Below are 24,800 nucleotides of genomic sequence, written 5' to 3' on the forward strand. Positions count from 1 at the left end.
CGTTATTTGCTCTCAGCATTCGCAACAAACAGTTGTTTACCGTTCAGGCGGAAACCATTGATAAGTTCCTGACCGCGAGGGTTCACCAACCAATCACTGAAAGCTTTTGCGCCTTGGTAGTTGATTGTTGGGTAGCGCTCAGGGTTAACAAGAATAACTTGGTACGGGTTAAACAGTTTTTCATCGCCTTGGAACAGAATTTCTAGATCCAACTTGTTTTGGTAAGCCAACCATGTACCGCGGTCTGACATTGTGTAGCCTTGCATTTCAGACGCCATGTTCAGAGTTGGGCCCATACCTTGACCTACGCTGCGGTAGCCTCCAAAGTTTGGTTCGATTTTAGTTTGAGCCCAAAAGCCCATTTCTTTTTTGTGCGTACCAGAATCATCGCCGCGAGAGATGAACGTTGCGTTTTTGTTCGCGATCTCTTTGAACACGTCTAACACGCTTTCGTCATCTTTGATTTTTGCTGGGTCTGCTTTAGGGCCAACAATCACAAAGTCGTTGTACATCAGCTTACGAGGTAGAACGCCGTAGCCTTTCTCAACGAATGTGCCTTCGGCTTTTGGTGCGTGAGTCATCACCAAATCTACGTCACCGTTTTCGCCCATTTTTAGCGCTTTGCCAGTACCGGCAGCAATAACATCGACTTTGTAGCCAGTGTCTTTTTCAAATTGTGGAAGTAGGTAGTCAAGCAAGCCCGAGTGGTAAGTACTGGTTGTAGTTGCTAGGCGGACGTGTTCAGCGTCTTGAGCAGAAAATGCAGAGTAGCTTACAAGCGTGATTGACGTTGCGGCCAATGTTAGCGCAATTTTTTTCATTTTTATGTGTTTCCTTTCCAATGATTCTTTGGCTTCTATCCGTCTAGGTGACAGCGAAGTCTCCGGAGCGATCTTGATTGCTCAAATCACAAGTTGCCTTAGGGTGTTGGAATAGCAAGTTCTCCAACATCCTGAGATCACTTGGATACCCCTTATAGCAAACAAGATGCCAACATTTTACAAGCCAAAAATGTTTGATTTATGCGCGGATTCATGGAGTTATTTGCACAAAAGTTTGCGTTGGTACAAAATGTCGCACTTTTTGTAGGGTATATCGTTTCAAACTTGGTACACTCTGTCCCATCCGAATCCATCTGGGGTAAATATGTCTACTCAATCCCATATTAGTACAAACCAACAATATAACGCCTTTTCCGTACTGGTCGTTGATGATGAATTGGGCATGCAAGCCATTTTAAAAAAGGCATTAGGAAAGCTTTTCTCACATGTCGACACCGCTGGCAGCATCGAAGAAGCAGAACAACTGCGCAATTCTCGCCATTATGATTTGATTTTGCTGGATATTAATCTGCCGGGGCGTTCTGGGATTGAGTGGGAAGAAGCGTTTGAAGATGATGAAAAACGCGCCGATGTGATTTTCATGACGGGTTATGCGGATCTAGAAATTGCCATTCGAGCGCTGCAGCTCGGTGCTTCCGACTTTATCCTCAAACCATTCAACCTTGAGCAGATGTTAAAAGCGGTCAGCCGCTGTATGGATCGCCGTTTGAACGAGCGCATGCAGTACGCCATGAAGCGTGATTATCAGCGTCACAATACTTCCGAGATCATTGGTGGTTCAGAAAAAACGCGTCAGCTCAAACAACTTATCACACAGTTTGCTCCATCACGTGCCTCAGTATTGGTTGAAGGCGAATCAGGTACGGGCAAAGAGTTGGTCGCACGAGGCATTCACCAAGCAAGTGGGCGAACGGGCCCATTTGTGCCTATCAACTGTGGGGCGATTGCGCCAGAGCTACTCGAAAGTGAGTTATTTGGTCACACATCAGGTGCGTTTACTGGAGCGAAAAAGTCACGCGAAGGTTTGTTCCGCGTAGCGAATGGCGGCACTTTATTCCTTGATGAAATTGGGGAAATGCCGCTTTCCATGCAGGCATCATTATTGCGTGTGTTAGAGCAGCGTACAATTCGTCCTGTCGGTTCAGAAAGAGAGATCAGCATTGATGTCCGTATCGTGGCGGCAACCAACCGTAATCTGCAAGAAGAGGTCAACCAAGGCAATTTCCGCAGTGACCTGTATTACCGTTTAAACGTTCTGAAAATTGAAGTGTGTCCGCTGCGAGAGCGCAAAACCGACTTATTTGAGTTAGTGCCATTTTTCAGCAACATGCTGACGCGCGAGCTCGGTATGCCTGCGCCAAAATGGGCGCACGAAGACATGGAAGCCATGAGTGAATACGATTGGCCGGGCAACATTCGTGAGCTGAAGAACCTCATCGAGCGCTGCATTTTGCTTGGTAAGCCACCAGCACATTACTGGCGAGAGCTGAACGGTGGTCATTCTCTGCCTAATGTTTCGATTACCGTTTCTCACTCCGCCGAGTTACCAACTTTTAGAGAAGGCAAAGAATTTACTGGCGAAGGCTACCCAAACAATTGGACTTTAAAAGAAGTCGAGAAAGCGCACATCAAACAAGTCGTTAATTTGCATGAAGGCAATAAATCGGCAGCGGCGCGCGACTTAGGCGTGGCCCGCAAGACGTTAGAACGCAAATACAAAGAATGGGATTCTGAGGATGAGGGATATGCCGACTAACTGGCAGCAGCACAAAGGATTGTCGAAATGGACGCACCGTTTTAAAACCATGGTGCGTTATCGCTTATTGATTTTAACCTCTGCACCGATCTTCCTTACGTTGATAGCGCTGATCGGTATTACGATTTATTGGTCTATCCATTACACGTGGCAAAACGCGCTGCTGGATGTGTCAGAGCGTTTGGGTGTAGCAAATAACAGCGTGACGTTGTTACAACAAAAGCAAGCCAATTACGTGCGAGCGTTTGCTGACTCCTACGACTTCCGAACCCGAATCAATCAAGGGACACCACAAGACGAGCTACAAAAGTGGGTTACTGAACAGAAAAAACGTTACTCCCTAGACTTTCTCACTTTCCAACGCGTTAATTCGATGGAAAACAAATTCCGTTTTATGGATCTCACCAAGCGCGAATCGTTTTTTGATGTACTCAATCGGGAAGAACTCGAACAGCTCGATCCGGAACTCGCCAAGCGAGCTGAAGTGCCCATTCTGGCTGACGGTGGAATGGAAGCGCGCGGCTTGGTGAGCCGTACCGTTATTCCGGTATACAGCCAAGTGAACGATTTGATCGGCTTCCTTGATGGTGGTTTGCTCCTCAACAACAGTACTGTGCTGGTGGATCAAATCCGCGATCTCATTTATCTCAGTGATAATGACCGCCTTCGCCCTGTGGGTACGTTGACCGTGTTCCTTGATGATTTGCGTGTGAGCACCAACGTTCCTCTAGACAGCGACCATAGGTTAGGGCGCGCTATTGGTACGCGAGTGAGTGCTGAAGTGTATAACCAAGTGCTCTCTCAAGGTCAGCAATGGGTCGACCGCGCGTATGTGTACGACGCGTGGTACATCACCGCTTATCAACCAATCAAAGACCAGTACGATAACGTCATTGGCATGCTTTATACCGGCTACCTGATGTGGCCATTTGTGAAAGCGTACATGACCAACATCGCCGAAATCAGCCTTATTACCTTAATGCTATTACTGGTCTCTGGCGTGATGGTCTATCGCGGTTCGCGTGATTTGTTCCGACCAATTGAGCGCATTCATAAAGTCGTTAAGCTCGTTCAACTTGGCAAAGAGAAACGTATTGGTCCACTGGGGCTGGATGATCATCATGAGTTGGCGCAGCTGGCTAGGCAGTTCGACAATATGCTTGACGCCTTGGAAGATCGCAAAATCGAACTCAAAAATGCTGCGGCGCAGTTGGAGTGTAAAGTTCAAGAGCGAACGGCTAGCTTGCGAGAAAAAACTGAGGAGCTCGAACTTCACATTCAGTTGCTCAACCAAACCCGCGATAAATTGGTAGTGCATGAAAAACTGGCGGCGCTCGGTGAGCTGACCGCTGGGATTGCACACGAAATCAATAATCCAACTGCGGTAATTCTTGGTAACGTTGAGTTGATTCACTTTGAGTTGGGTGAAGATGCGAATCGAGTTCAAGAAGAAATTGATGCAATTCACGCGCAAATTGACCGTATCCGCAATATCACTCGCAGTTTATTGCAATACAGTCGCCAAGGCGGTGTTCAAGATGAAATCACTTGGCAACATGTCAACCCGATCATTGATGAGAGCATCACATTGGTCAAAACCGGTACTAAGAAGCGCGACGTCGAATTTATTACTGATTTACAAGCGCATACGCCAGTCGAAATTAATCGCCATCACTTGCTACAAATTTTGGTTAACCTGCAAATGAATGCCATTCACGCGATGAACGGCAAAGGAAAACTGATCGTAATGAGTGAAGATTGGATTGAAGAAGGTGAAATAAAGGGCGCGGCGATTCATGTTATCGACGATGGTTGTGGTATCAAACCAGAAAACTTAAATCGAATTTTCTCACCGTTTTACACGACGAAACGCGACGGCACAGGGCTAGGGCTATCGGTCTCCCAAAGTATTCTCAGCCAAACGGGTGGTGAGTTAAAAGCAGAGTCTGAATGGGGTAAAGGAAGTACATTCAGCATCTATTTACCGAAGAAAGCCGAGCTACTGCTGGAAGTGACGAACATCGCGTAACGTAAACCAACGCCAGTTCCATCAAAAAAGGTCAGTGAAAACTGGCCTTTTTCTTATCTACTCATCTTATCCTTCGTTGCCACTTTAAGTACGACAAATGACATGGATTTTTCGCCTTTTCGTACAGAAAAACACAGGTAACGAAACATATTTCCCATTAATTAATAAAAACAAAACTTGAAGTATGTAGCTTGAAGCAGTACCGTTGCCCGGTTTTTTCTCAATACACTTAAATTGCTAAGGTAAAGGTTTTGATCTCCACAGCGAATATCACTCAACAATTTGGCGCTAAGCCGTTATTTGAAAACATCTCAGTTAAGTTTGGCGAAGGTAACCGCTACGGCTTAATCGGGGCTAACGGTTGTGGTAAATCAACCTTTATGAAGATCTTAAGCGGTGAGCTTGAGCCAACAGGCGGTAACGTAAGCTACGATCCAAACGAGCGTGTTGCAAAGCTAAACCAGGATCAGTTCGCGTACGAAGAATTCACGGTTATCGACACGGTAATCATGGGTCACAAAGAGCTTTGGGAAGTGAAGCAAGAGCGTGACCGTATTTACTCTTTGCCAGAAATGAGCGAAGAAGACGGCATGAAAGTGGCTGACCTTGAAGTTCAATTCGCGGAAATGGACGGCTACATGGCAGAAGCAAAAGCGGGTGAACTGCTTCTTGCTGTAGGCATCCCAATGGAACAACACTTCGGTTTGATGAGCGAAGTGGCTCCAGGTTGGAAACTGCGTGTGCTTCTAGCTCAAATCCTGTTTGCTGACCCAGACATCATGCTACTTGACGAACCAACCAACAACTTGGACATGGATACGATCCGTTGGTTGGAAGACACGCTAAACGCGCGTAACTGCACGATGATCATCATCTCGCACGACCGTCACTTCCTAAACTCAGTATGTACGCACATGGCTGACTTGGATTACGGTGAACTACGTGTTTACCCTGGTAACTACGACGAGTACATGACCGCGGCTTCTCAAGCTCGCGAACGTCTACTTAGCGACAACGCGAAGAAGAAAGCTCAAATCGCTGAGCTACAAACTTTTGTGGCGCGTTTCTCTGCAAACGCATCGAAAGCAAAACAAGCTACGTCTCGCGCGAAGCAAATTGACAAGATCAAACTGGACGAAGTTAAAGCGTCTAGCCGTCAAAACCCATTCATTCGTTTCGAACAGTCGAAAGAACTGTTCCGTAACGCTCTGATTGTTGAAAACCTAAGCCAAGGTTTTGAAGAGGACTTGTTCTCAGACTTCAATGCAATTTTTGAAGTGGGTGAGCGCGTTGCGATCATCGGTGAGAACGGTGTGGGTAAAACAACTCTTCTAAACACGCTTGCTGGTGTGCTTGAACCTCGTGCGGGTGAGTTCAAATGGTCTGAAAATGCAAACATCGGTTACTATGCGCAAGACCACGCGCATGAGTTTGCAGAAGACATGAATCTAACGGATTGGATGGGTCAATGGCGTCAAGAGGGCGACGACGAGCAAGTAGTTCGTGGTTTCCTAGGTCGTATGCTGTTTGGTCAAGACGACATTAAGAAGTCAGTAAAAGTACTGTCTGGTGGTGAGCAAGGTCGTATGCTGCTTGGCAAGCTGATGATGCACAAGCCAAACATGCTGCTAATGGACGAACCAACCAACCACATGGACATGGAATCGATCGAATCTTTGAACACCGCGCTTGAGCAATACAAAGGCACGTTGTTCTTCGTATCTCATGACCGTGTGTTCGTAGACTCGCTAGCAACGCGTATTATCGAAATTCGCGATGGCAAGATTTCAGACTTCAAAGGTACTTACTCTGAGTTCTTGAAATCTCGTGGCGTTGACGCGTAATTACTCATACAGCGCTTGAAAAGTAAAAGCCTCGCTATTTAGCGAGGCTTTTTTAATTGGTCTTAATCCTTAAACTGACCGGTTAGATACGCATATATGCCGACGACACCAAATGTAATGATCATTGAGAGCATAATGCCACTGGGCGTGAGCAAAAAATTCCACAGTTGGTCATTGTCCATAGTTCACATCCTTTGTGAATGAGCTGTAGTTAGCATCAATTAAAACAAGTGTTGTTATTGCTACAACAAACGTTGCTATTTCTGGCTTACTTCGCTTAGTTAAGCCTTCATAACGTGATGATTTACTTATCCCAATCGTTATAAGTTTACACTAATCGGCGGTTTTGTAATGTGTTCTCGTTAACGAGATGCGCTTTCGCCTTTCACATCAAACTCAATCTTGTCCGCTCCGGTAAATACTTGGAATCGCAAACCTTTCGCACGCGCAATGGTCGTAATGCCAAATTGCTTCGCTAGATCTAACCCCATTTGAGTAACGCCAGAGCGAGAAAGTAGAACAGGAATGCCCATTTGAGCTACTTTAATCACCATCTCTGATGTAAGGCGACCTGTTGTGTAGAAAATTTTATCTTCACCTGTCTCTTCTTTGAGCCACATCTCACCTGCAAGCGTATCCACTGCGTTGTGACGGCCGACATCTTCCACAAATGACAATACCTCATTGCCTTTGCAAACCGCACAGCCATGCACCGCGCCCGCTTTTTTGTAGGTGTCGTTGTAATGAGTCAACGCTTCTAGTGCGGAATAGATTTCTGATTGCTTAAGCGGAACTTGAGGCACTTGGTAGTTCTCAAGTTGTTTCATCACGTTGCCATACATGGTGCCTTGACCACAGCCAGATGTGACGGTTTTCTTTTTCAGAGCGCCTTCTAAATGTTCGGTATTTTCTTTAGTAATCACCGCTGCGGAATGCGTTTCCCAGTCAATAATGACGGATTCAATCGCTGCTGGATCAGACAGGAAGCTTTGGTTTTTTAAATAACCCAGTACTAGCGCTTCTGGACGCGAACCTAGCGTCATGAGCGTGACCACTTCTTTCCAGTTCAGCATGACCGTAAGAGGACGCTCGCAAGCGATTTGCTTCGTGAGCTTTTCGCCGTACTCGTCGTACACATCGACTTCAATGGTTTGCAGGGGATTTTCACTGGTTTTAATAATATTTGGTTTCAGCACAGTCGTGTCCTAGTGATTAAGAGCGTTAGGTTGCTACGCATTTAGCTTGCTAAGTGGTTAGCAAAGCAAATCTCGTTCCAAAATAGCGGTTCCCATAAAAATTGCGAGGTTTTATGTCAACAATGCATTAAAACTGCGATATCGCAGTAATGACACATCAATAAATTTGAGTTTCAACTACTTTGGTACTTGAGTATAGCGCTGTGTATAGGATTGATTTGGCGCGGTTATTGCTTTGTAGCGATGAAATGGTTGAAAGCCAAGGTCAAAATGTCCTGTGAGTTTTCAGACCAAAATAGAAAAACTGGGTGAGTTATGTCGGATAAGAAAGATTTCGAGAACAATTACGAGAAGACTGAAGACGCATGGCCAATTGGCGTAGAGCTTGTTGAGCATGAGATCAGTACAGGGATTTGGGTGACAACCCAATGGCAGTTGACGGGATTTGCGCTAAATCCGACGGAAGAGACTCCAGATGTTTGTCTGTTGCAATTGCACAAAGACGAGCGTACAGACTACCGCTTTAACTTAAGCTCTCAGCAACCTAAACTTTTTTTAGTGATGGATAACGTCGAGTCTGGTGAAAAACCAGCGATACAGCTACTAACGGCTTCACAATCTGTCGCGGCGCAATATATGGATGGCGACAACCTTGTACTATCCAACGATATGCCGTTAGCCGTTCAGGCTTGGATGGAAGCCTTCATCGGTCGCCACGGTGAGTTGTTAGAAGTAAGACGTAAGAAACGCAAAGGAGCGGGCAGAGCAAATGGCAACTAGTTTTTTAAGCCGTTGGTCGAAACGTAAATTAGAAGAATCTTCCCAACAGGATGAAGAGATCACGCCGGTAGCAGAGACGGAGCAATCCGAAGATTGTGTCACAGCGCTTTCAAACGCTGACGAAAGCTCAGACGCTTTGAACGTCAATGAGGTTAGTCAGGCTCCAGACATTACCGCGAATGTAGAGACTGAAAAGCCCGAAGAAATGTCTGTGGCGCAACTGCTGGTTTCTGAAGCTTCAGAAAGCGTTAAGAAAGCCGCGCTGCGCAAAATGTTCTTGTCCGAAGAATTTAACGTGCGTGATGGCCTAGACGATTACGATGATGATTACAGTAACTTAAAGTCACTTTCTAAAGACGTCGCAGAGACGCTGCGTGATTGGGTTAAAGAAAAAGTGGAAGAAGAACCAAACGTTGAAACGGCGCAAGGATCTGAACTTAACGCTGACGATATCGCTTCTGAGGTGGTTGAAGACGCAGAACCAAATGCCGAAAAAAGTGCCGGAATTACCCAAGATGAAAATAGGCTGTATATAAACACAGTGCCTGGTGGGAGTGATACTTTTGTTGAGGAATCACCGCCTAACGAGGTGAGACAAAATATACCACACAAATAATAGGTACATTTTGACTAAACACTCAATGAACCGGCTGGGACAAAATGTCTCAACCGGTTTTTTTATCCCTACTATTTGTCGGTAAAATACCTAACTAATTGAATTTTAATTGGTATTTTATTGGCATGACATTTGCTTTTTGTTGCTCAATACCAATCTAGTTGAAGTTAGTACGGACGCACTGCGTAGTATTCATCGTCTATAGATGGCGGAATAAGAATGCTCATTGATAAGTTAATCAGCAGAATCTCCGGCGCTAACTACACTAAGAGATGGAAAAGACTATCCATGTTCATAAATGGAATTGAGCAATGCTGAAACAATTATTAGAACAAGCAACTTCCAATAACGGTAAAGCGAGGCTGTACGCTTTCGAAAATACCGTAGAGTTGACCAATCTTATTCCACCAACCGTAAGCTATGAAAGCGGCGGTAATACTTTGATTGTGGGTCCAACAGCAATCATCGAAAGTGCGGCAGCGCAATTGTCGCAAATGAACAGCCTAACGCTGCTTTCTACCGATGGCGAAAAGGGAACAAATCCCGAGCTTTACTACGCCAATTCGGTTCAGGTTTCAGGGTTCTTAGGTACGTTTGAAGTTCTGATTGAAAATCATGGTTCGAACAACAATCTTGCCAAGGTCGCGATCAATAGCGATTGTTTCGATATCGTACTCGATCTTTGCCTAAACAGCTGCATGTCGGAAGAAGTACCAGTACCGGGCTACTACCCAGTTGGTCGTGGCTATCCGAAACTGGCTGAAGCGTTGGAAGAAATTCCAACCTTGATGGGGACGTTCGATAAACCGAAATTCTTCCGTTTAGATACCGATCTATGTGCACACAGCTCTCGTGGCGTAAAAGGTTGCGAACGTTGTGTGGATGCTTGTCCGGCAGGGGCACTATCGAGTGAAGGCAGCGACAAAACGGGCCATCGCATCGAGATCAACCCATACCTGTGCCAAGGCGTGGGTACTTGTGCTACAGCGTGTCCGACAGAAGCTATTCATTATGCATTGCCAAACCCCGAAGATACACAAAAGTTTATTGAACGTACGCTAGCCAACTATGAGCAAGCGGGTGGTTTAGATCCTATCGTATTGATTTGTAGTTCTCGCCACGAGAGCTACAACGTGATGGCACTAAAAGCACTGCCAGATAATGTGATTCCAATTGTGGTGGAAGAACTGCCTTCGGTTGGTATAGATACTTGGTTCGCCGCGCTTGTGAACGGTGCTACTCAGGTGCTATTTGCGGCTTCGCGTTTTATGCCTCAAACCATTATTCGTGTGCTTAATAGCGAAGTAGGTATTGCTCAAGAGCTGCTCGACCAACTTGGTATCGCCAAAGAAACCATCGACATTCTGTATCTAGAGTCACTACGTGAAGGTGCTCCGACACTTTGTACTGAGTCTTTTGATTTGGCATTAGGTGATTTGCAAGGTAACAAACGTCAGCGTCTATTTACGGCGTTGGATGCGTTGTCAGCATCACGTATTCCAGTTGAGAACATTGTTGAGCTTCCAGCGAACGCACCTTACGGCACAGTCTCTTGTGAAAATAAAGATTGTACGTTGTGCATGAGCTGTGTGGCGGTGTGTCCAACACGTGCATTGCATACGGACGGCCAATCTCCGTCGCTTAAATTCGTCGAGCAAGACTGCATTCAATGTGGGCTGTGCGAGAAAGCGTGTCCAGAGAAAGTGCTGACGCTTACTCCTCGTATGAACTGGGTGAAAGAAGAACGCCAGAAAGCGGTTGTGATTCATGAAGAAAAGGCAGCCGAGTGCATTCGTTGTCACAAGCCTTTTGCTCCGCAATCGATGATCGACATGCTGCAAAACAAGCTTCGTGGTCATTCTCATTTCTCTGATGAAGCCGCCATTAATCGCATCGCCATGTGTGAAGACTGTCGTGTGATCGACATGTTTGAGTCGATGGCTGCTGATCCAATGAATCAATTGAAATACTAGGAGCTCGCAGTGGATACACAACAAGAACAAACACTGAGAACGGACATTTATCTCGTTCTATCCGCACTTTTTCGTAGTGCGCCAAGTGATGAAATGCTGGCGTTCCTGAAATCGCTAGAAATTGAACCGTCTGAGAGCGCGATGCAAAAAGCTTGGCTCGCACTGCAACAAGCCGCGAACGAAGCGCAACGAGAAGCGTTAGACGAAGAATATCAAGATCTGTTTATTGGCATCGGCCGTGGTGAAGTCGTGCCATTCGGATCTTGGCATCGTACGGGCTCGATGATGGAAAAACCATTAGCGGAAATTCGTCGCGATTTGGAACTTTTAGGCATCGAACGAGAAGAGAACGTGAAAGAGCCTGAAGACCATATTTCTGCACTGTGCGAAGTGATGGCAATGCTGACGGGTGAAGAGGAAGAACTTCAACAAGCGGTGTTTAACAAACACATCGCCCCTTGGTTCCAATCTTTTACGCGCCAACTAGAGAACGCAGAAAGCGTGAACTTCTACAAGCCAGCTGCACAGCTTTGCGATGCATTTTTAACGTTAGAGCAAGTGCGCTTTAGCGTGAACACCAAAAGCAGTAAGAGCAAATTAAAAATTGATGTGAAAAACGTCACTGATTACGAGTAATCGAGCAGTACTTGGTCATATCGATAGAGAGGCATGAGTCTCCAAAGATCTACCGTAAGGTAAGGAAGCAATGATGAAAGATAATAAAGAAATAAACACAAGCCGTAGGGATCTCCTAAAAGGCTTCACAACCGCTGCCGTTGCTGGTGCTGTTGTTGCGGGAACCACAAAAGTGGCCGTTGCTTCAGAAACGGTTGAGCCTTCTGAAAAAGACGTGAAGAAGAAAGGGTATCGTGAAACTCAACACATTCGCGATTACTACGATACACTTTAGGAGATAACGGATGAAACTTGTCAAACGCTCCGACAGTGTGAGCAAAGAAACGAACCAGCTTGGCGTATCTCGTCGTGCATTCATGAAAAACACTTCGCTTGCCGCTGGTGGCGCAGTGGTTGGTGCTAGTCTATTCGCACCGGGAATGATGAAAAAAGCGCAAGCAAAATCAGTCGATCCAGAAGCGAAAACAGAAGTAAAACGTACTATCTGTTCTCACTGTTCAGTGGGTTGTGGTATTTACGCAGAAGTTCAAAATGGTGTTTGGACGGGTCAAGAGCCTGCATTCGACCACCCATTTAACGCCGGTGGTCACTGTGCAAAAGGCGCTGCACTGCGTGAACATGGTCACGGTGAGCGCCGCCTTAAATACCCAATGAAGCTTGAAAACGGTAAGTGGAAAAAGCTTTCTTGGGATCAAGCGATCGAAGAAATCGGTAACAAGGTGATGGACATCCGCAAAGAGTCTGGCCCTGATTCGGTTTACTTCTTGGGAAGCGCAAAGCACAGCAACGAACAAGCGTACTTGTTCCGCAAAATGGCATCACTTTGGGGCACTAACAACGTTGACCACCAAGCGCGTATTTGTCACTCAACAACCGTGGCGGGTGTAGCGAACACTTGGGGTTACGGTGCGATGACCAACTCTTTCAATGACATGCACAACTGTAAGTCGATGCTGTTCATTGGTTCAAACCCAGCTGAAGCACACCCAGTAGCGATGCAGCACATTCTGATCGCGAAAGAGAAGAACAACTGTAAGATCGTCGTAGCGGATCCTCGTCGTACACGTACGGCAGCAAAATCGGATCACTATGTCTCACTTCGTCCTGGTTCTGACGTAGCATTCATTTGGGGTGTGTTGTGGCACATCTTCGAAAACCAATGGGAAGATAAAGAGTTCATCCGTCAACGTGTATTCGGTATGGATGAAATCCGTGCTGAAGTAGCGAAGTGGACGCCAGCAGAAGTTGAGCGCGTAACAGGCGTAAGCGAAGAAGACGTTTACCAAACAGCAAAACTGCTTTCTGAAAATCGCCCGGGCTGTATTGTTTGGTGTATGGGTGGTACTCAGCATACTACTGGTAACAACAACACACGTGCTTACTGTGTGCTTGAGCTAGCGCTTGGTAACATTGGTAAATCAGGCGGCGGCGCAAACATCTTCCGTGGTCACGATAACGTACAAGGCGCAACCGACCTTGGCGTACTTTCTGACACGCTACCGGGCTACTACGGCCTTTCTGAAGGTGCTTGGCGTCACTGGTCAAAAGTGTGGGAAATCGATTACGAATGGATTAAAGGTCGTTTCGATGACAATGCTTACGGTGGTCAAAAACCAATGAACAGTGCAGGTATTCCTGTATCTCGTTGGGTGGATGGCGTACTAGAAAACAAAGACAACATTCGTCAACGCGAAAACATCCGTGCAATGTTCTACTGGGGTCACGCAGTGAACTCTCAAACACGTGGTGTTGAGATGAAAAAAGCGATGCAGAAGTTGGACATGATGGTGATTGTGGACCCATACCCAACTGTTGCTGCGGTAATGAACGACCGTACCGACGGCGTTTACTTGCTTCCTGCAACAACGCAGTTTGAAACATACGGCAGTGTTACCGCTTCTAACCGCTCTCTACAATGGCGTGATCAGGTTATTGAACCTTTGTTCGAATCAAAACCAGACCATGAAATCATGTACCTGCTTTCGAAGAAACTGGGCTATTCAGATCTTCTGTTCAAAAACATCCGTGTTGAAAACAACCAGCCGGTGATTGAAGACCTAACGCGTGAATTTAACAAAGGCATGTGGACGATTGGTTACACAGGCCAAAGCCCAGAGCGTTTGAAAGCGCACCAACAAAACTGGCATACGTTCCACAAAACCACATTGGAAGCGGAAGGTGGCCCTGTAAACGGTGAAACCTACGGTCTACCTTGGCCATGTTGGGGTACACCGGAAATGAAACACCCAGGCACACACATTCTGTACGATACGTCTAAGACGGTTGCAGAAGGTGGCGGTAACTTCCGTACGCGCTTTGGTGTGGAATTCGAAGGCAAGAGCCTTCTTGCGGAAGACAGCTACTCGAAAGGCTGTGAAATCAAAGACGGTTACCCAGAATTCACTGACAAGTTGTTGAAACAACTTGGTTGGTGGGACGATCTAACCGCTGAAGAGAAAGCGGCAGCAGAGGGTAAAAACTGGAAGACTGACCTTTCTGGCGGTATTCAGCGTGTCGCTATCAAGCACGGTTGTATCCCATTTGGTAACGCGAAAGCGCGTGCGATTGTTTGGACGTTCCCAGACCGCGTACCACTGCATCGTGAACCACTGTACACACCACGTCGTGACCTTGTAACGGATTACCCAACTTGGGATGACAAAGATGCAATCTTCCGTGTTCCTACGTTGTATAAATCAATTCAAGAGCAAGACAAATCGGGCGAGTACCCAATCGTTCTGACTTCTGGCCGTCTGGTTGAATACGAAGGTGGTGGTGAGGAGACGCGTTCAAACCCTTGGCTTGCCGAGCTTCAACAAGAAATGTTTGTTGAAGTAAACCCGAAAGACGCGAACGATCTTGGCTTTAGAGATGGTGATGATGTTTGGGTTGAAGGTGCAGAGAAGGGACGAATCAAGGTGAAAGCGATGGTTACACGTCGTGTGAAACCTGGCTTGGCATTCATTCCGTTCCACTTTGGCGGTAAGTTCGAAGGTGAAGACCTACGTCCTAAATACCCAGAAGGCACGCAACCTTATGTTGTTGGTGAAGCCGCCAACACGGCAACCACTTACGGTTACGACCCTGTTACTTTGATGCAGGAAACTAAAGTAACCCTATGTAACATTCGTAAAGCGTAAGGAGTCTGACAATGGCACGAATGAAATTCCTATGTGACACCAAACGCTGTATCGAGTGTAACGGCTGTGTTACTGCATGTAAGAACGAAAACGACGATGCGCTTGAATGGGGCATCCAACGTCGTCGCGTTGTGACACTTAATGACGGTGAACCGGGTGAAAACTCGATCTCTGTTGCTTGTATGCATTGTACAGATGCGCCTTGTATGGCGGTTTGTCCAGCTGACTGTTTCGAACATACAGAAGACGGCATCGTACTTCACAATAAAGATCTGTGCATCGGCTGTGGTTACTGCTTGTTTGCTTGTCCGTTTGGCGCTCCGCAGTTCCCGAAACAAGAAGCGTTCGGTGAACGTGGAAAAATGGACAAATGTACATTCTGCGCAGGCGGTCCAAACACTGAACCAGGTTCAGAAGAAGAACGCCAAAAATACGGTGCGAACCGTATCGCAGAAGGCAAACTACCGATGTGTGCATCGCTATGTTCAACAAAAGCACTACTTGCGGGTGACGCAGAGAAAGTCTCTGATATTTTCCGCCAACGTGTGGTAGAGCGCGGCGCGAAAAACGCAGGTTGGACAGACGGAAACGATCTTTCTTACGATGCGACGAAAAGCTAAGTAAGGAGAGGCACATGTTAAACACTCTTAAACGTGCGTCTCTAGCAATGCTGTCAATGATGACGGCATTGCTGCTGACTTTCGCAATGCCTGCTTCAGCAGAGGAGCAATCTTCTAAAGTGGTTCAACAGGAGATAACGCAACTTGCAGGTGCAGATTATTGGCGTGAAGTCAGAGAGGGGCAAGAAGGTTATACCACGTCTCAATCGCCAGAACATGGCGTATTAATCAGTAAACCTGGTGAGACTTGGTACATTCTAAAAGAGAAATGGATGTCTCCTGCTGGTGCTGTCGCGATTTTCGGCAGTATCGCGATGGTTATCATGGCTTACGTATTTGTTGGCCCTTTGATGCTAAGTAAGCCTCGTACAGGCAAAAAGATGAAGCGCTGGTCTCGCTTGGATCGCGCTCTCCACTGGAGTATGGCGTTTACATTCTTAACGCTTGCATTCAGTGGTTTGATGCTGGTTTACGGTAAGCACTTTTTAAAACCGTATGTTCCTACCGAGTTTTGGGGCTTTATCGTCATGTTGGCGAAGCAATACCACAACTACATGGGGCCACTGTTCTTCATTTTACTGATGTTTGTACTCTTGAAATGGTGGCGCAAGTCGATTCCAAACATGACGGATATTCGTTGGTTCATGAAAATGGGCGGCATGGTTGGTAAGCACAAAGGAACGCATCCATCGGCAGGGTTCTCAAACGGTGGTGAGAAAGCCATCTACTGGTTGTTGATTTTCTTTGGCGCTATTGTCGCGGTAAGTGGTTTAGTTTTGGATTTCCCAATCTTTGGGCAAACTCGCCGAGATATGGAACTTTCTAACCTAGTTCATGCCATTTCAGCCCTGATTCTGATCTGTGGCTTTATTTTCCACATCTATATCGGTCTATTCGGTATGGAAGGTGCGTTAGAAGGCATGGTGACTGGTGAAGTCGATGAAACATGGGCGAAAGAGCATCACGATCTTTGGTATGAAGAAGTGAAGTCTAAAGAAGCGATGGGCGAAGCAGAATCAAAACCAACGACAGAGAAAGGAGCGAAAGCGAATGAACAAACATCATAACGGGATTTGGATTGCGTATATCCTGAGTTGTTTTACCCCGTTTACGTTTTTGATCTCAGGCGTTATCGCAATTATCTATGCGGGTTACCGTTTGGATAAGGGGGAAGACAGCGACGTAGTGAATTCTCATTACTACGGTCTGATTCGTACCTTCTTCCTCTACCTAACGTTTTTTGTTGTGCTGATTGTCACCGTAGCGACCTCTAACGGTGTGCTAGTCGGGGTAAGTGATTATTGGGTGAAAAGTACGTTGATCGAAGACATCGCTTACTTCATCCCTTGGGTCGGAATGGTATTCGCTGCGTTAGCTATCCTTGTTTGGTTCATTCGTATGTTCCAAGGCATGCAGCAACTGCGTAACAATCAACCTCATACTCCCTCTACAGGTCCAAACCTATAATTGAACCTTAACAACATCAAAAGCTGCCTTATTTAGGGCGGCTTTTTTATTGCTTCGGTTATGCAATTGAGAGTTCGGTTATGCAATGGAAAGCCAGAAGCTTGTCGTGACATGCTGGACATGAGCATAACGTTCTATAGTTTGAGTCAGCTTCTCTTGTGTGAGACGCGGTATCTCAGTCATGCGACTATTGTGAATTTTCTTGGTGAATTTTGTTATCTGGGGAGCGAATCAAATTAACAAAAGAAATTGTTCTCTAAAAGGCAAATCGCTGAGACCTCAGTCTCACTCACACTATTGTTCATTTACTCAAGGCATTTTTAGCCGCTAGAGTACGCGACGCTCAGCTTTTTAAAGAGCATCAAATTCGCCTTAGTGCATTCAAGTCAAGGAATAGTCGAATTCTGAAAAGGATCCGGCTTTCACACGTTTGCTTTGTATTCTCAGTACCTGCTAGATGAAAACAAAGCAAACTTGTGAAGTCAGTGGTAGGCAATAGGAAAGGACACACTCGTTACAACTATGATTCCTCAATTTGTTATCCCTCTCACCAACTGCCTTGGTCAAAGCTATCATTTTTCCAGTCAGCCAATCCCAAAAGGTGAACACAAAAAGTTTGACTCAGAACAGAGTGCGAAGGCGTTTCTAGATGACTTCGTACCGCTTAGCTCAAGCCGTGTTGAAGAGTTGTATCATCTACTTGATCAGTTTCCCCCAAACGTACCGGATGAAGAACTGACACCAGAGCTTTATGCGCCTGTATTTGCAAAAGCACTTGTGAATGGTTCTCTTTATGTCGCTAGTTTCCCTAAAACAAAGAAAAACGCGACAATATCCAGTGAACCAACACCGGTACCTAAGCAAGTAAAAGCAAAGTCTAAGCAGAACAAAGCACATACATCTTCTAAAACCCAAGCTAAGAATTCAGCCTCTGCAAAGCCTTTACAGACGGGCAGCGAATGTCATGAAAAAGCGGGAGATCCGGTTTCTCTAGTAACGGGCGAAGAAATATTAACACTCAATGATGTAGAGCTTCCCAATGGCTTCGTTTGGTCAAGAACGTATCGCTCATCCAAAGCTTCCCGAAATCAAGGTCTTGGTTACGGTTGGCGACATGCTTTTCAATTTGAACTGAAAGAAGTCACAGATGAAAAGCACAACGTCATCTCATGGGAATTTATAAGCGACTCTGCAGACGAGATTGAATTTGAACCAGTTGAGCATGGTTCAACAAGTTATCAAGTCTATGTCGGAGCAAGCTGTCATTTCCTAAACCCAAATACACGAATTGTCACTCTCTCTAGTGGTGATCAATATCGTTTTGAGTTGGTAGAAGACATTTGGCTATTAAAACAAGTCCGCAATGGAATCTTTTCGACGTTCCAACTTCGTTATTCGAGAAACCATCGCCTAATTGAAGTTGCACATAACAAGCGACCAGTTCTTGAGTGTCGATATGATAAACAAGGGCGCCTTGTTGAATTGTTGAACACAAAGACAGAACAAGTATTAACAACATATATCTATGACGAGCAAGACGATCTTGTTAGTGCGACGAATGATTTGGGTTTGACTGAGCGATATGAGTATCAAGACCAACATTTGATAGCCAAACGTGTTCGACCAACAGGGTTTACGCATCACTTTGAATGGTCGGGAGAAGGCTCGAGTGCTAAGTGCATTAGAAACTTTGGCGACTCAGGTATTTACGATTATCGATTCCATTATGAGGGCGCAAAGTCCTCTTATTCTGACTCTTTAGATAATGAGTGGACTTTCATTCATGATGAGCAAGGTCATCTGCTTGAAAAATCGAGCCCGACAGGAAGAACGTGGCAATGGCACTATGATCATTTAGGGCGTAAAGAGAAAGCGCTATTCCCAGATAACTCGACAACACAGTACCAGTACAATCAGCAAGGCCAGTTAATTTCCAAATTGCACTCTTCCGGTGCTCAAATTCAATATGGTTATGACAGCTTAGGTAAGCTTGTAAAAACGGTATCTCCTGATGGTGATCTTGAAAAGGCTTATTACAACAGTCTTGGTCAACGAGTGTGGGATATCGATGCTCTAGGTTGCGTAACGGAGTATGAATACGATAAACATGGTCAAGTCGTAAAGAGAGAGTCTGAAGATGGTAAGAAGAGCCGTTGGTGGTGGGATAAACAACTAAGATTAGTCGCTCATGAAGTAGATGGCACTTTACTTCGCTACAGTTATGGCGCTACCGATTTAGTTAATGGGATTGCGTATCCCGATGGATGTGTTGCCCAGATTTCCTATGATGATTACGGACGCCGCACATCGATAAGATATTTCAACGACGAAGACAAAGTCGGTTACAGTGAAGAGTACGCTTATGACGAGTTTAGTCGTGTTGCACAGATACAGACACCAGAAGGTGTCACGTCTTATCAATGGGGAGCTTTGGCTCAACAAGAAGCGGTAATCTTCCCTGATGGCAGCCATATTTCCTACGAGTACGATCAACAACGTAACCTAACGAAATTAGTTCGAAGTGATGGTCTAGCGTTTGAGTTTTTGTACGACAGTGAAGGTTTACTATCAGGTACCGTTGGATTTGATGGGCTACACAGCCAATTCAAATACGACTCTATGGGAAGAATCATCCGAAAAGATGTTGCAGATAGGACCGTTTTATACCGCTATGACGATGCTGGCTTTCTTCAGCATATTAAAGCGGGAAATGGAAAAAATATTGTTGAGAGTCACTTTAACTATACGTTAGGTGAAAGACTGACTTTAGCCTCTAATCGTCATCAAACTCTACAGTATCAATATTCCTCATTTGGACATTTAACTAAGCGTATTCAAGGTCAATTTGAAATCGGTGAAGAGTTTAACCGACTCGGACAGCGTGTTTCGCAAACCTTACCTGACAAGACGTCACTTAACTTTTCATTCGACACCAATGGTAGGCTTTCCGAAATCCGGTTTGGCGATGACTCATTACCAAAAATTGAGTTCCAATATGATGTTATGGGGAGGCTTTCTGTCACTGAAACTGAGAGTTTCAGAGAGAGCAAACTTTATGACGGTGTCGGTCGATTAGTCGAGCAGCAATGGTCAGGTAGAGAAAAAAAATACATATACAATGCACAGAACCGAATCTCTTCAATTTTAGATAATACTGCAGGGGCAACTCACTATCAGTACGATACCCTCGGGTACGTTACAAAGGTTAGTGAAGCCGGTTCGACTTCAACATTTGAATCAGATAGCTTTGGAAATCCCGCTTTGGCTGATTCTAAGGTAATGAGTGACCGCATTGAAGCTTATGCAGGTGTTCGTTACAAATACGACCAACAAGGTAATCAAGTTAAACGAGAAGGCGATGGCACGGTTCAAAAACGTGTGTTTGACGCATTAAATCAACTGGTAGAAGTACATGGTGATTCGAGTATTAGTCACTATGAATATGATGCATTAGGCCGTAGAACAAAGAAAATTACTCAAAATGGTATCACCGAGTTTCTTTGGGAAGGTGAGCGTTTGCTCGGAGAACGCACGGCCGATGGCTTTCGTTGGTACTTATATCAACCAGAAACCTACATCCCATTGGCTGTGTTAGAAAATGGCTCAATTTATTTGTATGAATGTGATCAGGTAGGTAAACCGGAGCGACTAAAAGACAGTGCCGGAAATATCGTTTGGAGTGCAAGTTATGATGTCCATGGATTTGCTTCTATAGACGTTGAAGAGGTGAGAAATCCACTTCGTTTTCAGGGACAGTATTTCGACCAAGAAACCAACTTACATTACAACCTCGCTCGGTATTACGACCCTAAGCTAGGACGTTTTATCCAACAAGACCCGATATCTATTGCTGGTGGCATTAACCATTATCAATATGCAGTCAATCCTATCCAATGGATTGACCCAACAGGTTTCCTTTGTGAAGAAGGGCTAAAACGCTTGCAGCAAATGCTGGCGGAGTATCAGGCGCAAAACAACGTTCCCCAAGAGGTTTGCGATCAGATTTTAGAGGCGGCAAAAGAGTCATCCGTCGGAGAAGATGGTGTTCGCTCGCAAGTCAAAATCCGAAAACCCAAAGGTAAAAATCATATTCGATATGAATACGATTTAGACCATATTGATTGTGAAAGAAACGAGATTACTTTTTATCGTCATATAAATTATTCTGGCGGTTTCACACGAGAATTCCGACATGCTGTTAGTATAAATGACTTTGTTAATGCACATGTATCTGGAGAAATAAAAGGTTTAGTTTTTACGAAGAGAGGTTTTCCTACTAAATCCCATAAAAGAAGCGTCGATGAAGTTAACCTACTAAGAAAAGAATTTGAGAGCATCAAACCCGAATTTGTTCGTTGTTACGCGAGTACAAAAGAGGCAGCGAAGCGTTTTACTTCAAAGCAGTTGGTCAAAATGATTAAATCAGGAAGACTTCCCGACGGATTTATCATTCACCATAAGACCCCTTTGTTTCGGGGAGGGGATAACTCGTTCGATAACTTCAGGGTAATGAATTCCAAGTTTCATCAGAAATACAATAAGCGATTGCACTGGTATGATGAAGGCAAAAACATTTATCAAAAATAGAGTTTTAAATATGAGAAGCTTAGACGTAATGTTCGAACAATTCACCGAAAAAGAAGGGTTTGAATGCTTTGGAGAGTTGAATGACGTATCAATTCATGAAATGGAAAATAAGCTAGGAGTATCCTTTCCTGAGCCATATAAAGTTTTTCTAAGAAAATATGGTTACGTTGAGTGGTTTGGTCATACGATTTATGGATACTCTGAAGATGAGGACTATCTTACAGTAGAGCGCACTCTTGAACTTCGCGAGGATGAGATACCGAGTGATTTTGAGAGAATACCACAAAACGGTTGCGTATTAGAGAACTATGCTGGAGGTGGCTACTACTTTTTATTTTCAAATGAATCAGAAAGGTCGGGAGAAGTAGCCCTCTTTATTGATGAATTGTTTGGTAAAGAAGCCCAATCATGGGCAACATTTGAGGCATTTTTGGAATACATGCTCAGCCTTTGATTTGTTGTTACAAGTATCGAAACTGCCTTGTTTAGTAAAAGTTACACTGTTTCTTGGGATAGTTTGTCTGATGCTTTTTCGGGAGGAGGCATATAGACGGGGCCTTGGCTAGAAGATGTAAAAGCAGGGAAGATCACACGATAAATTATCATTTATTTAGAAATTTAATGTATGAGCCATCTCTTATGAGGTGGCTTTTTGCGTTTATGGCCAGAGTATATTAATTAAACCGCATACATGTTGTGCGCATTATATTGGTGCATAGACCCTACATTGGTGCATTTGAATAGATAAAATCAATACAAATAAATGTTTTTGATTTTATTTAAGGCTTTATAAAACAATGAATTAAATTCTAATTGTTAGAAGAGTAAATTATGGAACGGTAATTGCTGCAATAGACGCTTTGTGAATTTCATTCACCAAATTGGTGATGACTTTAACTTTGATGCACAGGATGAGTGCGCTACAAATAACGGAGATAAACATAATGAGTGTAACTGCCGATCAGGTACATGGCGTTGTACAAACTCTCACACAAAGTTCCGATACACTTTTTCTATTATTGGGTGCCATCATGGTTTTTTTGATGCATGCTGGTTTTGCTTTTCTTGAAGTGGGAACCGTGCGCCAAAAGAACCAAGTAAACGCACTCGTTAAAATTATTGCCGATTTTGGTATTTCTGCGATTGCTTACTTTTTTATTGGTTATTGGGTTGCTTATGGCGGCACGTTCTTTTCTGATGCTCAAACCTTATCTCAAGATAATGGCTACGAGTTGGTTAAGTTCTTTTTCTTACTGACCTTCGCTGCGGCGATTCCTGCTATTGTTTCTGGTGGTATCGCGGAGCGAGCTCGTTTTTATCCGATTCTAATCGCAACATTTTTCACTGTCGGCATAGTATATCCGCTATTTGAAGGAATCATCTGGAATGGAAACTTTGGTGTTCAAGCTTGGTTTGAAAGTACCTTTGGTTATGGTTTTCACGATTTTGCAGGTTCGGTCGTTGTGCACGGCGTTGGTGGATGGATTGCGCTGGTGGCGGTTACTTTTTTAGGGATGCGTAGAGGTCGTATCCGCGCAGGAAAGCATACGAACTTCGCTCCATCTAATATCCCATTTTTGGCACTTGGGGCTTGGATTCTCTGTGTTGGTTGGTTTGGTTTCAACGTTATGTCCGCTCAAACTCTTTCTGGAATCAGTGGCTTAGTGGCGATGAACTCGTTGATGGCAATGGTTGGAGGTATCGTAGCTTCATTACTTGCGGGTAAAAATGACCCTGGCTTTATTCACAATGGCCCTTTGGCCGGTTTGGTTGCGGTTTGCGCGGGGTCAGATTTAATGCATCCGCTTGGTGCATTAGTGACAGGTGCCGTTGCCGGGGTTTTGTTTGTGTATCTGTTTACATACCTGCAAAACCGAACCAAAATCGATGACGTACTGGGTGTGTGGCCTTTGCATGGAGTATGTGGTGCTTGGGGCGGGATCGCTGCAGGAGTTTTTGGTCAAAGTGGATTTGGTGGAATGGGCGGTGTTAGTTTCGCGGTTCAAGTTTTAGGGACATTTCTTGGCATTTCCATTGCGGTTTTAGGTGCTCTTGTGGTCTATGGCGCAATCAACGCTCTAACAGGTTTAAGGCTTTCAGAAGAAGACGAGTTTAATGGTGCGGATTTAGCGATTCATAAAATATCATCTACTAACGAAGACTAATTTAATCGAAAAAAGAGCGGCATCAAACCGCTCTTTTTTTAAACTGTTTTCTTCAAACCGATATACAAGCCGCTTTAGCAGTTGCCTTTTTTAGCTTGACCAGGGGGGCAAAAGCTACCATTGCCATGCGGCCCATGATTGTCATCATTTGTGCTGACTTTTACTTTTACGTCGTCAATTTCACCTTCCACATTTGTCAGCTGACAGCCTGCTAAAGTCGTAAGTAATATAAGCGCCAGAGATACTTGTCTCATTGCGATTCCTCTCAAAATGTAATTCTAATAGTGACCATTACGACCATGGTCTAATCCATACTACTACAGTTGCTATTCTTTCAGTGTTAAGCTAATGAAAAAGAACAACAAGGATAAGTTATGAATTTCCCTTATAGAAATATTGTAGTACTTACTGGAGCAGGTATCTCGGCTGAATCTGGTATTCAAACATTTCGAGCCCAAGATGGCCTGTGGGAGAATCACCGAATTGAAGATGTAGCAACACCTGAAGGTTTTGCTCGAGATCCAGACCTTGTTCAGAGTTTTTATAATCAACGCCGTCAAAAGCTTCAAGATGAAGCGATCATACCGAATGCTGCGCATCTTGCTCTTGGCCGTCTTGAAGCGGAATTAAAGGGAAAGGTGACGGTTATTACGCAGAATATTGATAACTTGCATGAAAGAGGTGGCAGCCAAAATGTGATTCACATGCATGGTGAGTTACTTAAGGCGCGATGTAGTGAATCTAACCAAGTTATTGAACATACCGAAGATATAAAAACTGGTGAGCTTTGCCATTGTTGTCAGATCCCATCACAAATGCGCCCACATATTGTGTGGTTTGGTGAAATGCCACTGAGAATGGGAGAGATATACGCAGCACTGGAAGAAGCTGATTTGTTTGTCTCTATCGGCACTTCGGGCGTCGTCTATCCGGCCGCTGGCTTTGTGCATGATGCTAAAATGCATGGCGCTCATACTATAGAAATTAACCTTGAACCGAGTGCGGTTGAAAGTGAATTTGAAGAAAAACGCTATGGTAAAGCAAGCGTTGAAGTACCGAAGCTTGTTGATGAAATTCTTGCTTTGGACACGAAAGCATAAAACTTTAACCTAACTATTAGATACAAAAAAAGCGGCTCATGAGCCGCCT

Annotated in this window: 19 protein-coding genes; 16 read left to right on the top strand and 3 right to left on the bottom strand. The window is 44.8% G+C overall.

Annotated elements, in window-relative coordinates; genetic code table 11:
• Positions 1-2 precede the first annotated feature (2 nt).
• A complete protein-coding gene (locus ACF8OV_RS14555; RefSeq protein ID WP_005479446.1) occupies positions 3-821 on the bottom strand; it encodes a substrate-binding domain-containing protein in 819 nt (272 codons plus the stop codon).
• A 325-nt stretch (positions 822-1,146) separates the two neighbouring features.
• Between ACF8OV_RS14555 and ACF8OV_RS14560 the strand changes: the two genes are divergently transcribed.
• The 3 genes from ACF8OV_RS14560 (at position 1,147) to ACF8OV_RS14570 (ending at position 6,471) form a co-directional block, all read left to right on the top strand.
• The gene (locus ACF8OV_RS14560) at positions 1,147-2,598 is read left to right on the top strand and encodes a sigma-54 dependent transcriptional regulator (protein ID WP_005453875.1); all 1,452 of its coding nucleotides are present in this window, start codon (positions 1,147-1,149) and stop codon (positions 2,596-2,598) included.
• Positions 2,588-4,627 (top strand): cache domain-containing protein, encoded by a 2,040-nt coding sequence (locus ACF8OV_RS14565; protein WP_141180138.1) that lies wholly within the window; start codon positions 2,588-2,590, stop codon positions 4,625-4,627. The genes ACF8OV_RS14560 and ACF8OV_RS14565 overlap by 11 nt, the downstream gene beginning before the upstream one ends.
• Positions 4,628-4,878: 251 nt before the next feature.
• Positions 4,879-6,471: an ABC-F family ATPase gene (locus tag ACF8OV_RS14570; protein ID WP_005453913.1), complete on the top strand. Its 1,593-nt coding sequence runs from the start codon at positions 4,879-4,881 to the stop codon at positions 6,469-6,471.
• 362 nt (positions 6,472-6,833) lie between these two features.
• Here ACF8OV_RS14570 and ACF8OV_RS14575 read toward each other — a convergent pair whose 3' ends face one another.
• Positions 6,834-7,667 carry a formate dehydrogenase accessory sulfurtransferase FdhD gene (locus tag ACF8OV_RS14575; RefSeq protein ID WP_005396179.1) on the bottom strand — a complete coding sequence of 278 codons (834 nt, stop codon included), beginning with the start codon at positions 7,665-7,667 and terminating at the stop codon, positions 6,834-6,836.
• A 315-nt stretch (positions 7,668-7,982) separates the two neighbouring features.
• Here ACF8OV_RS14575 and ACF8OV_RS14580 point away from each other — a divergent pair, with 315 nt between their 5' ends.
• From ACF8OV_RS14580 to ACF8OV_RS14635, 12 genes are all read left to right on the top strand, one after another.
• Positions 7,983-8,447 (top strand): DUF3305 domain-containing protein, encoded by a 465-nt coding sequence (locus ACF8OV_RS14580; RefSeq protein ID WP_005396177.1) that lies wholly within the window; start codon positions 7,983-7,985, stop codon positions 8,445-8,447.
• Complete coding sequence (locus ACF8OV_RS14585) at positions 8,437-9,063, top strand: DUF3306 domain-containing protein (RefSeq protein WP_141180139.1); 627 nt, start codon at positions 8,437-8,439, stop codon at positions 9,061-9,063. The genes ACF8OV_RS14580 and ACF8OV_RS14585 overlap by 11 nt, the downstream gene beginning before the upstream one ends.
• 311 nt (positions 9,064-9,374) lie before the next feature.
• Complete coding sequence (locus ACF8OV_RS14590) at positions 9,375-11,036, top strand: 4Fe-4S dicluster domain-containing protein (protein ID WP_274006214.1); 1,662 nt, start codon at positions 9,375-9,377, stop codon at positions 11,034-11,036.
• Between the two features lie 9 nt (positions 11,037-11,045).
• The gene (locus ACF8OV_RS14595; RefSeq protein WP_025522121.1) at positions 11,046-11,672 is read left to right on the top strand and encodes a molecular chaperone; all 627 of its coding nucleotides are present in this window, start codon (positions 11,046-11,048) and stop codon (positions 11,670-11,672) included.
• A gap of 73 nt (positions 11,673-11,745) precedes the next feature.
• Positions 11,746-11,946 carry a twin-arginine translocation signal domain-containing protein gene (locus tag ACF8OV_RS14600; protein ID WP_005396171.1) on the top strand — a complete coding sequence of 67 codons (201 nt, stop codon included), beginning with the start codon at positions 11,746-11,748 and terminating at the stop codon, positions 11,944-11,946.
• Between the two features lie 10 nt (positions 11,947-11,956).
• Complete coding sequence (locus ACF8OV_RS14605; RefSeq protein WP_005453899.1) at positions 11,957-14,812, top strand: formate dehydrogenase subunit alpha; 2,856 nt, start codon at positions 11,957-11,959, stop codon at positions 14,810-14,812.
• An 11-nt stretch (positions 14,813-14,823) separates the two neighbouring features.
• The gene (gene fdh3B / locus ACF8OV_RS14610) at positions 14,824-15,432 is read left to right on the top strand and encodes a formate dehydrogenase FDH3 subunit beta (RefSeq protein WP_005453840.1); all 609 of its coding nucleotides are present in this window, start codon (positions 14,824-14,826) and stop codon (positions 15,430-15,432) included.
• A 14-nt stretch (positions 15,433-15,446) separates the two neighbouring features.
• On the top strand, positions 15,447-16,499 hold the full coding sequence (locus ACF8OV_RS14615) for a formate dehydrogenase subunit gamma (protein WP_025551428.1): 1,053 nt from the start codon (positions 15,447-15,449) through the stop codon (positions 16,497-16,499).
• The gene (locus ACF8OV_RS14620) at positions 16,483-16,899 is read left to right on the top strand and encodes a hypothetical protein (RefSeq protein ID WP_203505032.1); all 417 of its coding nucleotides are present in this window, start codon (positions 16,483-16,485) and stop codon (positions 16,897-16,899) included. The genes ACF8OV_RS14615 and ACF8OV_RS14620 overlap by 17 nt, the downstream gene beginning before the upstream one ends.
• Positions 16,900-17,421: 522 nt before the next feature.
• Positions 17,422-21,486 (top strand): RHS repeat-associated core domain-containing protein, encoded by a 4,065-nt coding sequence (locus ACF8OV_RS14625; protein WP_392404376.1) that lies wholly within the window; start codon positions 17,422-17,424, stop codon positions 21,484-21,486.
• The gene (locus ACF8OV_RS14630; protein ID WP_029798202.1) at positions 21,455-21,940 is read left to right on the top strand and encodes an SMI1/KNR4 family protein; all 486 of its coding nucleotides are present in this window, start codon (positions 21,455-21,457) and stop codon (positions 21,938-21,940) included. The genes ACF8OV_RS14625 and ACF8OV_RS14630 overlap by 32 nt, the downstream gene beginning before the upstream one ends.
• A 490-nt stretch (positions 21,941-22,430) precedes the next feature.
• Complete coding sequence (locus ACF8OV_RS14635; protein ID WP_005495037.1) at positions 22,431-23,651, top strand: ammonium transporter; 1,221 nt, start codon at positions 22,431-22,433, stop codon at positions 23,649-23,651.
• A gap of 74 nt (positions 23,652-23,725) precedes the next feature.
• Here ACF8OV_RS14635 and ACF8OV_RS14640 read toward each other — a convergent pair whose 3' ends face one another.
• Positions 23,726-23,905 carry a hypothetical protein gene (locus ACF8OV_RS14640; protein ID WP_005453881.1) on the bottom strand — a complete coding sequence of 60 codons (180 nt, stop codon included), beginning with the start codon at positions 23,903-23,905 and terminating at the stop codon, positions 23,726-23,728.
• Between the two features lie 120 nt (positions 23,906-24,025).
• Between ACF8OV_RS14640 and cobB the strand changes: the two genes are divergently transcribed.
• Positions 24,026-24,751, top strand: a complete 726-nt coding sequence (gene cobB, locus ACF8OV_RS14645) for a Sir2 family NAD+-dependent deacetylase (protein ID WP_025515731.1) — start codon at positions 24,026-24,028, stop codon at positions 24,749-24,751.
• The last annotated feature ends 49 nt before the right edge of the window (positions 24,752-24,800 follow it).

Source organism: Vibrio sp. GLN_1, assembly GCF_043106015.1.
GTDB lineage: Bacteria > Pseudomonadota > Gammaproteobacteria > Enterobacterales > Vibrionaceae > Vibrio > Vibrio parahaemolyticus.

What these genes read in the sequence shown, in the direction of transcription:
- ACF8OV_RS14635 (WP_005495037.1), top strand. Translation starts at nt 22,431, where the DNA reads ATGAGTGTAACTGCCGATCAGGTACATGGCGTTGTACAAACTCTCACA.
- ACF8OV_RS14640 (WP_005453881.1), bottom strand. Translation starts at nt 23,905, where the DNA reads ATGAGACAAGTATCTCTGGCGCTTATATTACTTACGACTTTAGCAGGC.
- fdh3B (WP_005453840.1), top strand. Translation starts at nt 14,824, where the DNA reads ATGGCACGAATGAAATTCCTATGTGACACCAAACGCTGTATCGAGTGT.
- ACF8OV_RS14560 (WP_005453875.1), top strand. Translation starts at nt 1,147, where the DNA reads ATGTCTACTCAATCCCATATTAGTACAAACCAACAATATAACGCCTTT.
- ACF8OV_RS14620 (WP_203505032.1), top strand. Translation starts at nt 16,483, where the DNA reads ATGAACAAACATCATAACGGGATTTGGATTGCGTATATCCTGAGTTGT.
- ACF8OV_RS14585 (WP_141180139.1), top strand. Translation starts at nt 8,437, where the DNA reads ATGGCAACTAGTTTTTTAAGCCGTTGGTCGAAACGTAAATTAGAAGAA.
- ACF8OV_RS14630 (WP_029798202.1), top strand. Translation starts at nt 21,455, where the DNA reads ATGATGAAGGCAAAAACATTTATCAAAAATAGAGTTTTAAATATGAGA.
- ACF8OV_RS14580 (WP_005396177.1), top strand. Translation starts at nt 7,983, where the DNA reads ATGTCGGATAAGAAAGATTTCGAGAACAATTACGAGAAGACTGAAGAC.
- ACF8OV_RS14600 (WP_005396171.1), top strand. Translation starts at nt 11,746, where the DNA reads ATGAAAGATAATAAAGAAATAAACACAAGCCGTAGGGATCTCCTAAAA.
- ACF8OV_RS14565 (WP_141180138.1), top strand. Translation starts at nt 2,588, where the DNA reads ATGCCGACTAACTGGCAGCAGCACAAAGGATTGTCGAAATGGACGCAC.
- ACF8OV_RS14605 (WP_005453899.1), top strand. Translation starts at nt 11,957, where the DNA reads ATGAAACTTGTCAAACGCTCCGACAGTGTGAGCAAAGAAACGAACCAG.
- cobB (WP_025515731.1), top strand. Translation starts at nt 24,026, where the DNA reads ATGAATTTCCCTTATAGAAATATTGTAGTACTTACTGGAGCAGGTATC.
- ACF8OV_RS14590 (WP_274006214.1), top strand. Translation starts at nt 9,375, where the DNA reads ATGCTGAAACAATTATTAGAACAAGCAACTTCCAATAACGGTAAAGCG.
- ACF8OV_RS14615 (WP_025551428.1), top strand. Translation starts at nt 15,447, where the DNA reads ATGTTAAACACTCTTAAACGTGCGTCTCTAGCAATGCTGTCAATGATG.
- ACF8OV_RS14555 (WP_005479446.1), bottom strand. Translation starts at nt 821, where the DNA reads ATGAAAAAAATTGCGCTAACATTGGCCGCAACGTCAATCACGCTTGTA.
- ACF8OV_RS14625 (WP_392404376.1), top strand. Translation starts at nt 17,422, where the DNA reads ATGATTCCTCAATTTGTTATCCCTCTCACCAACTGCCTTGGTCAAAGC.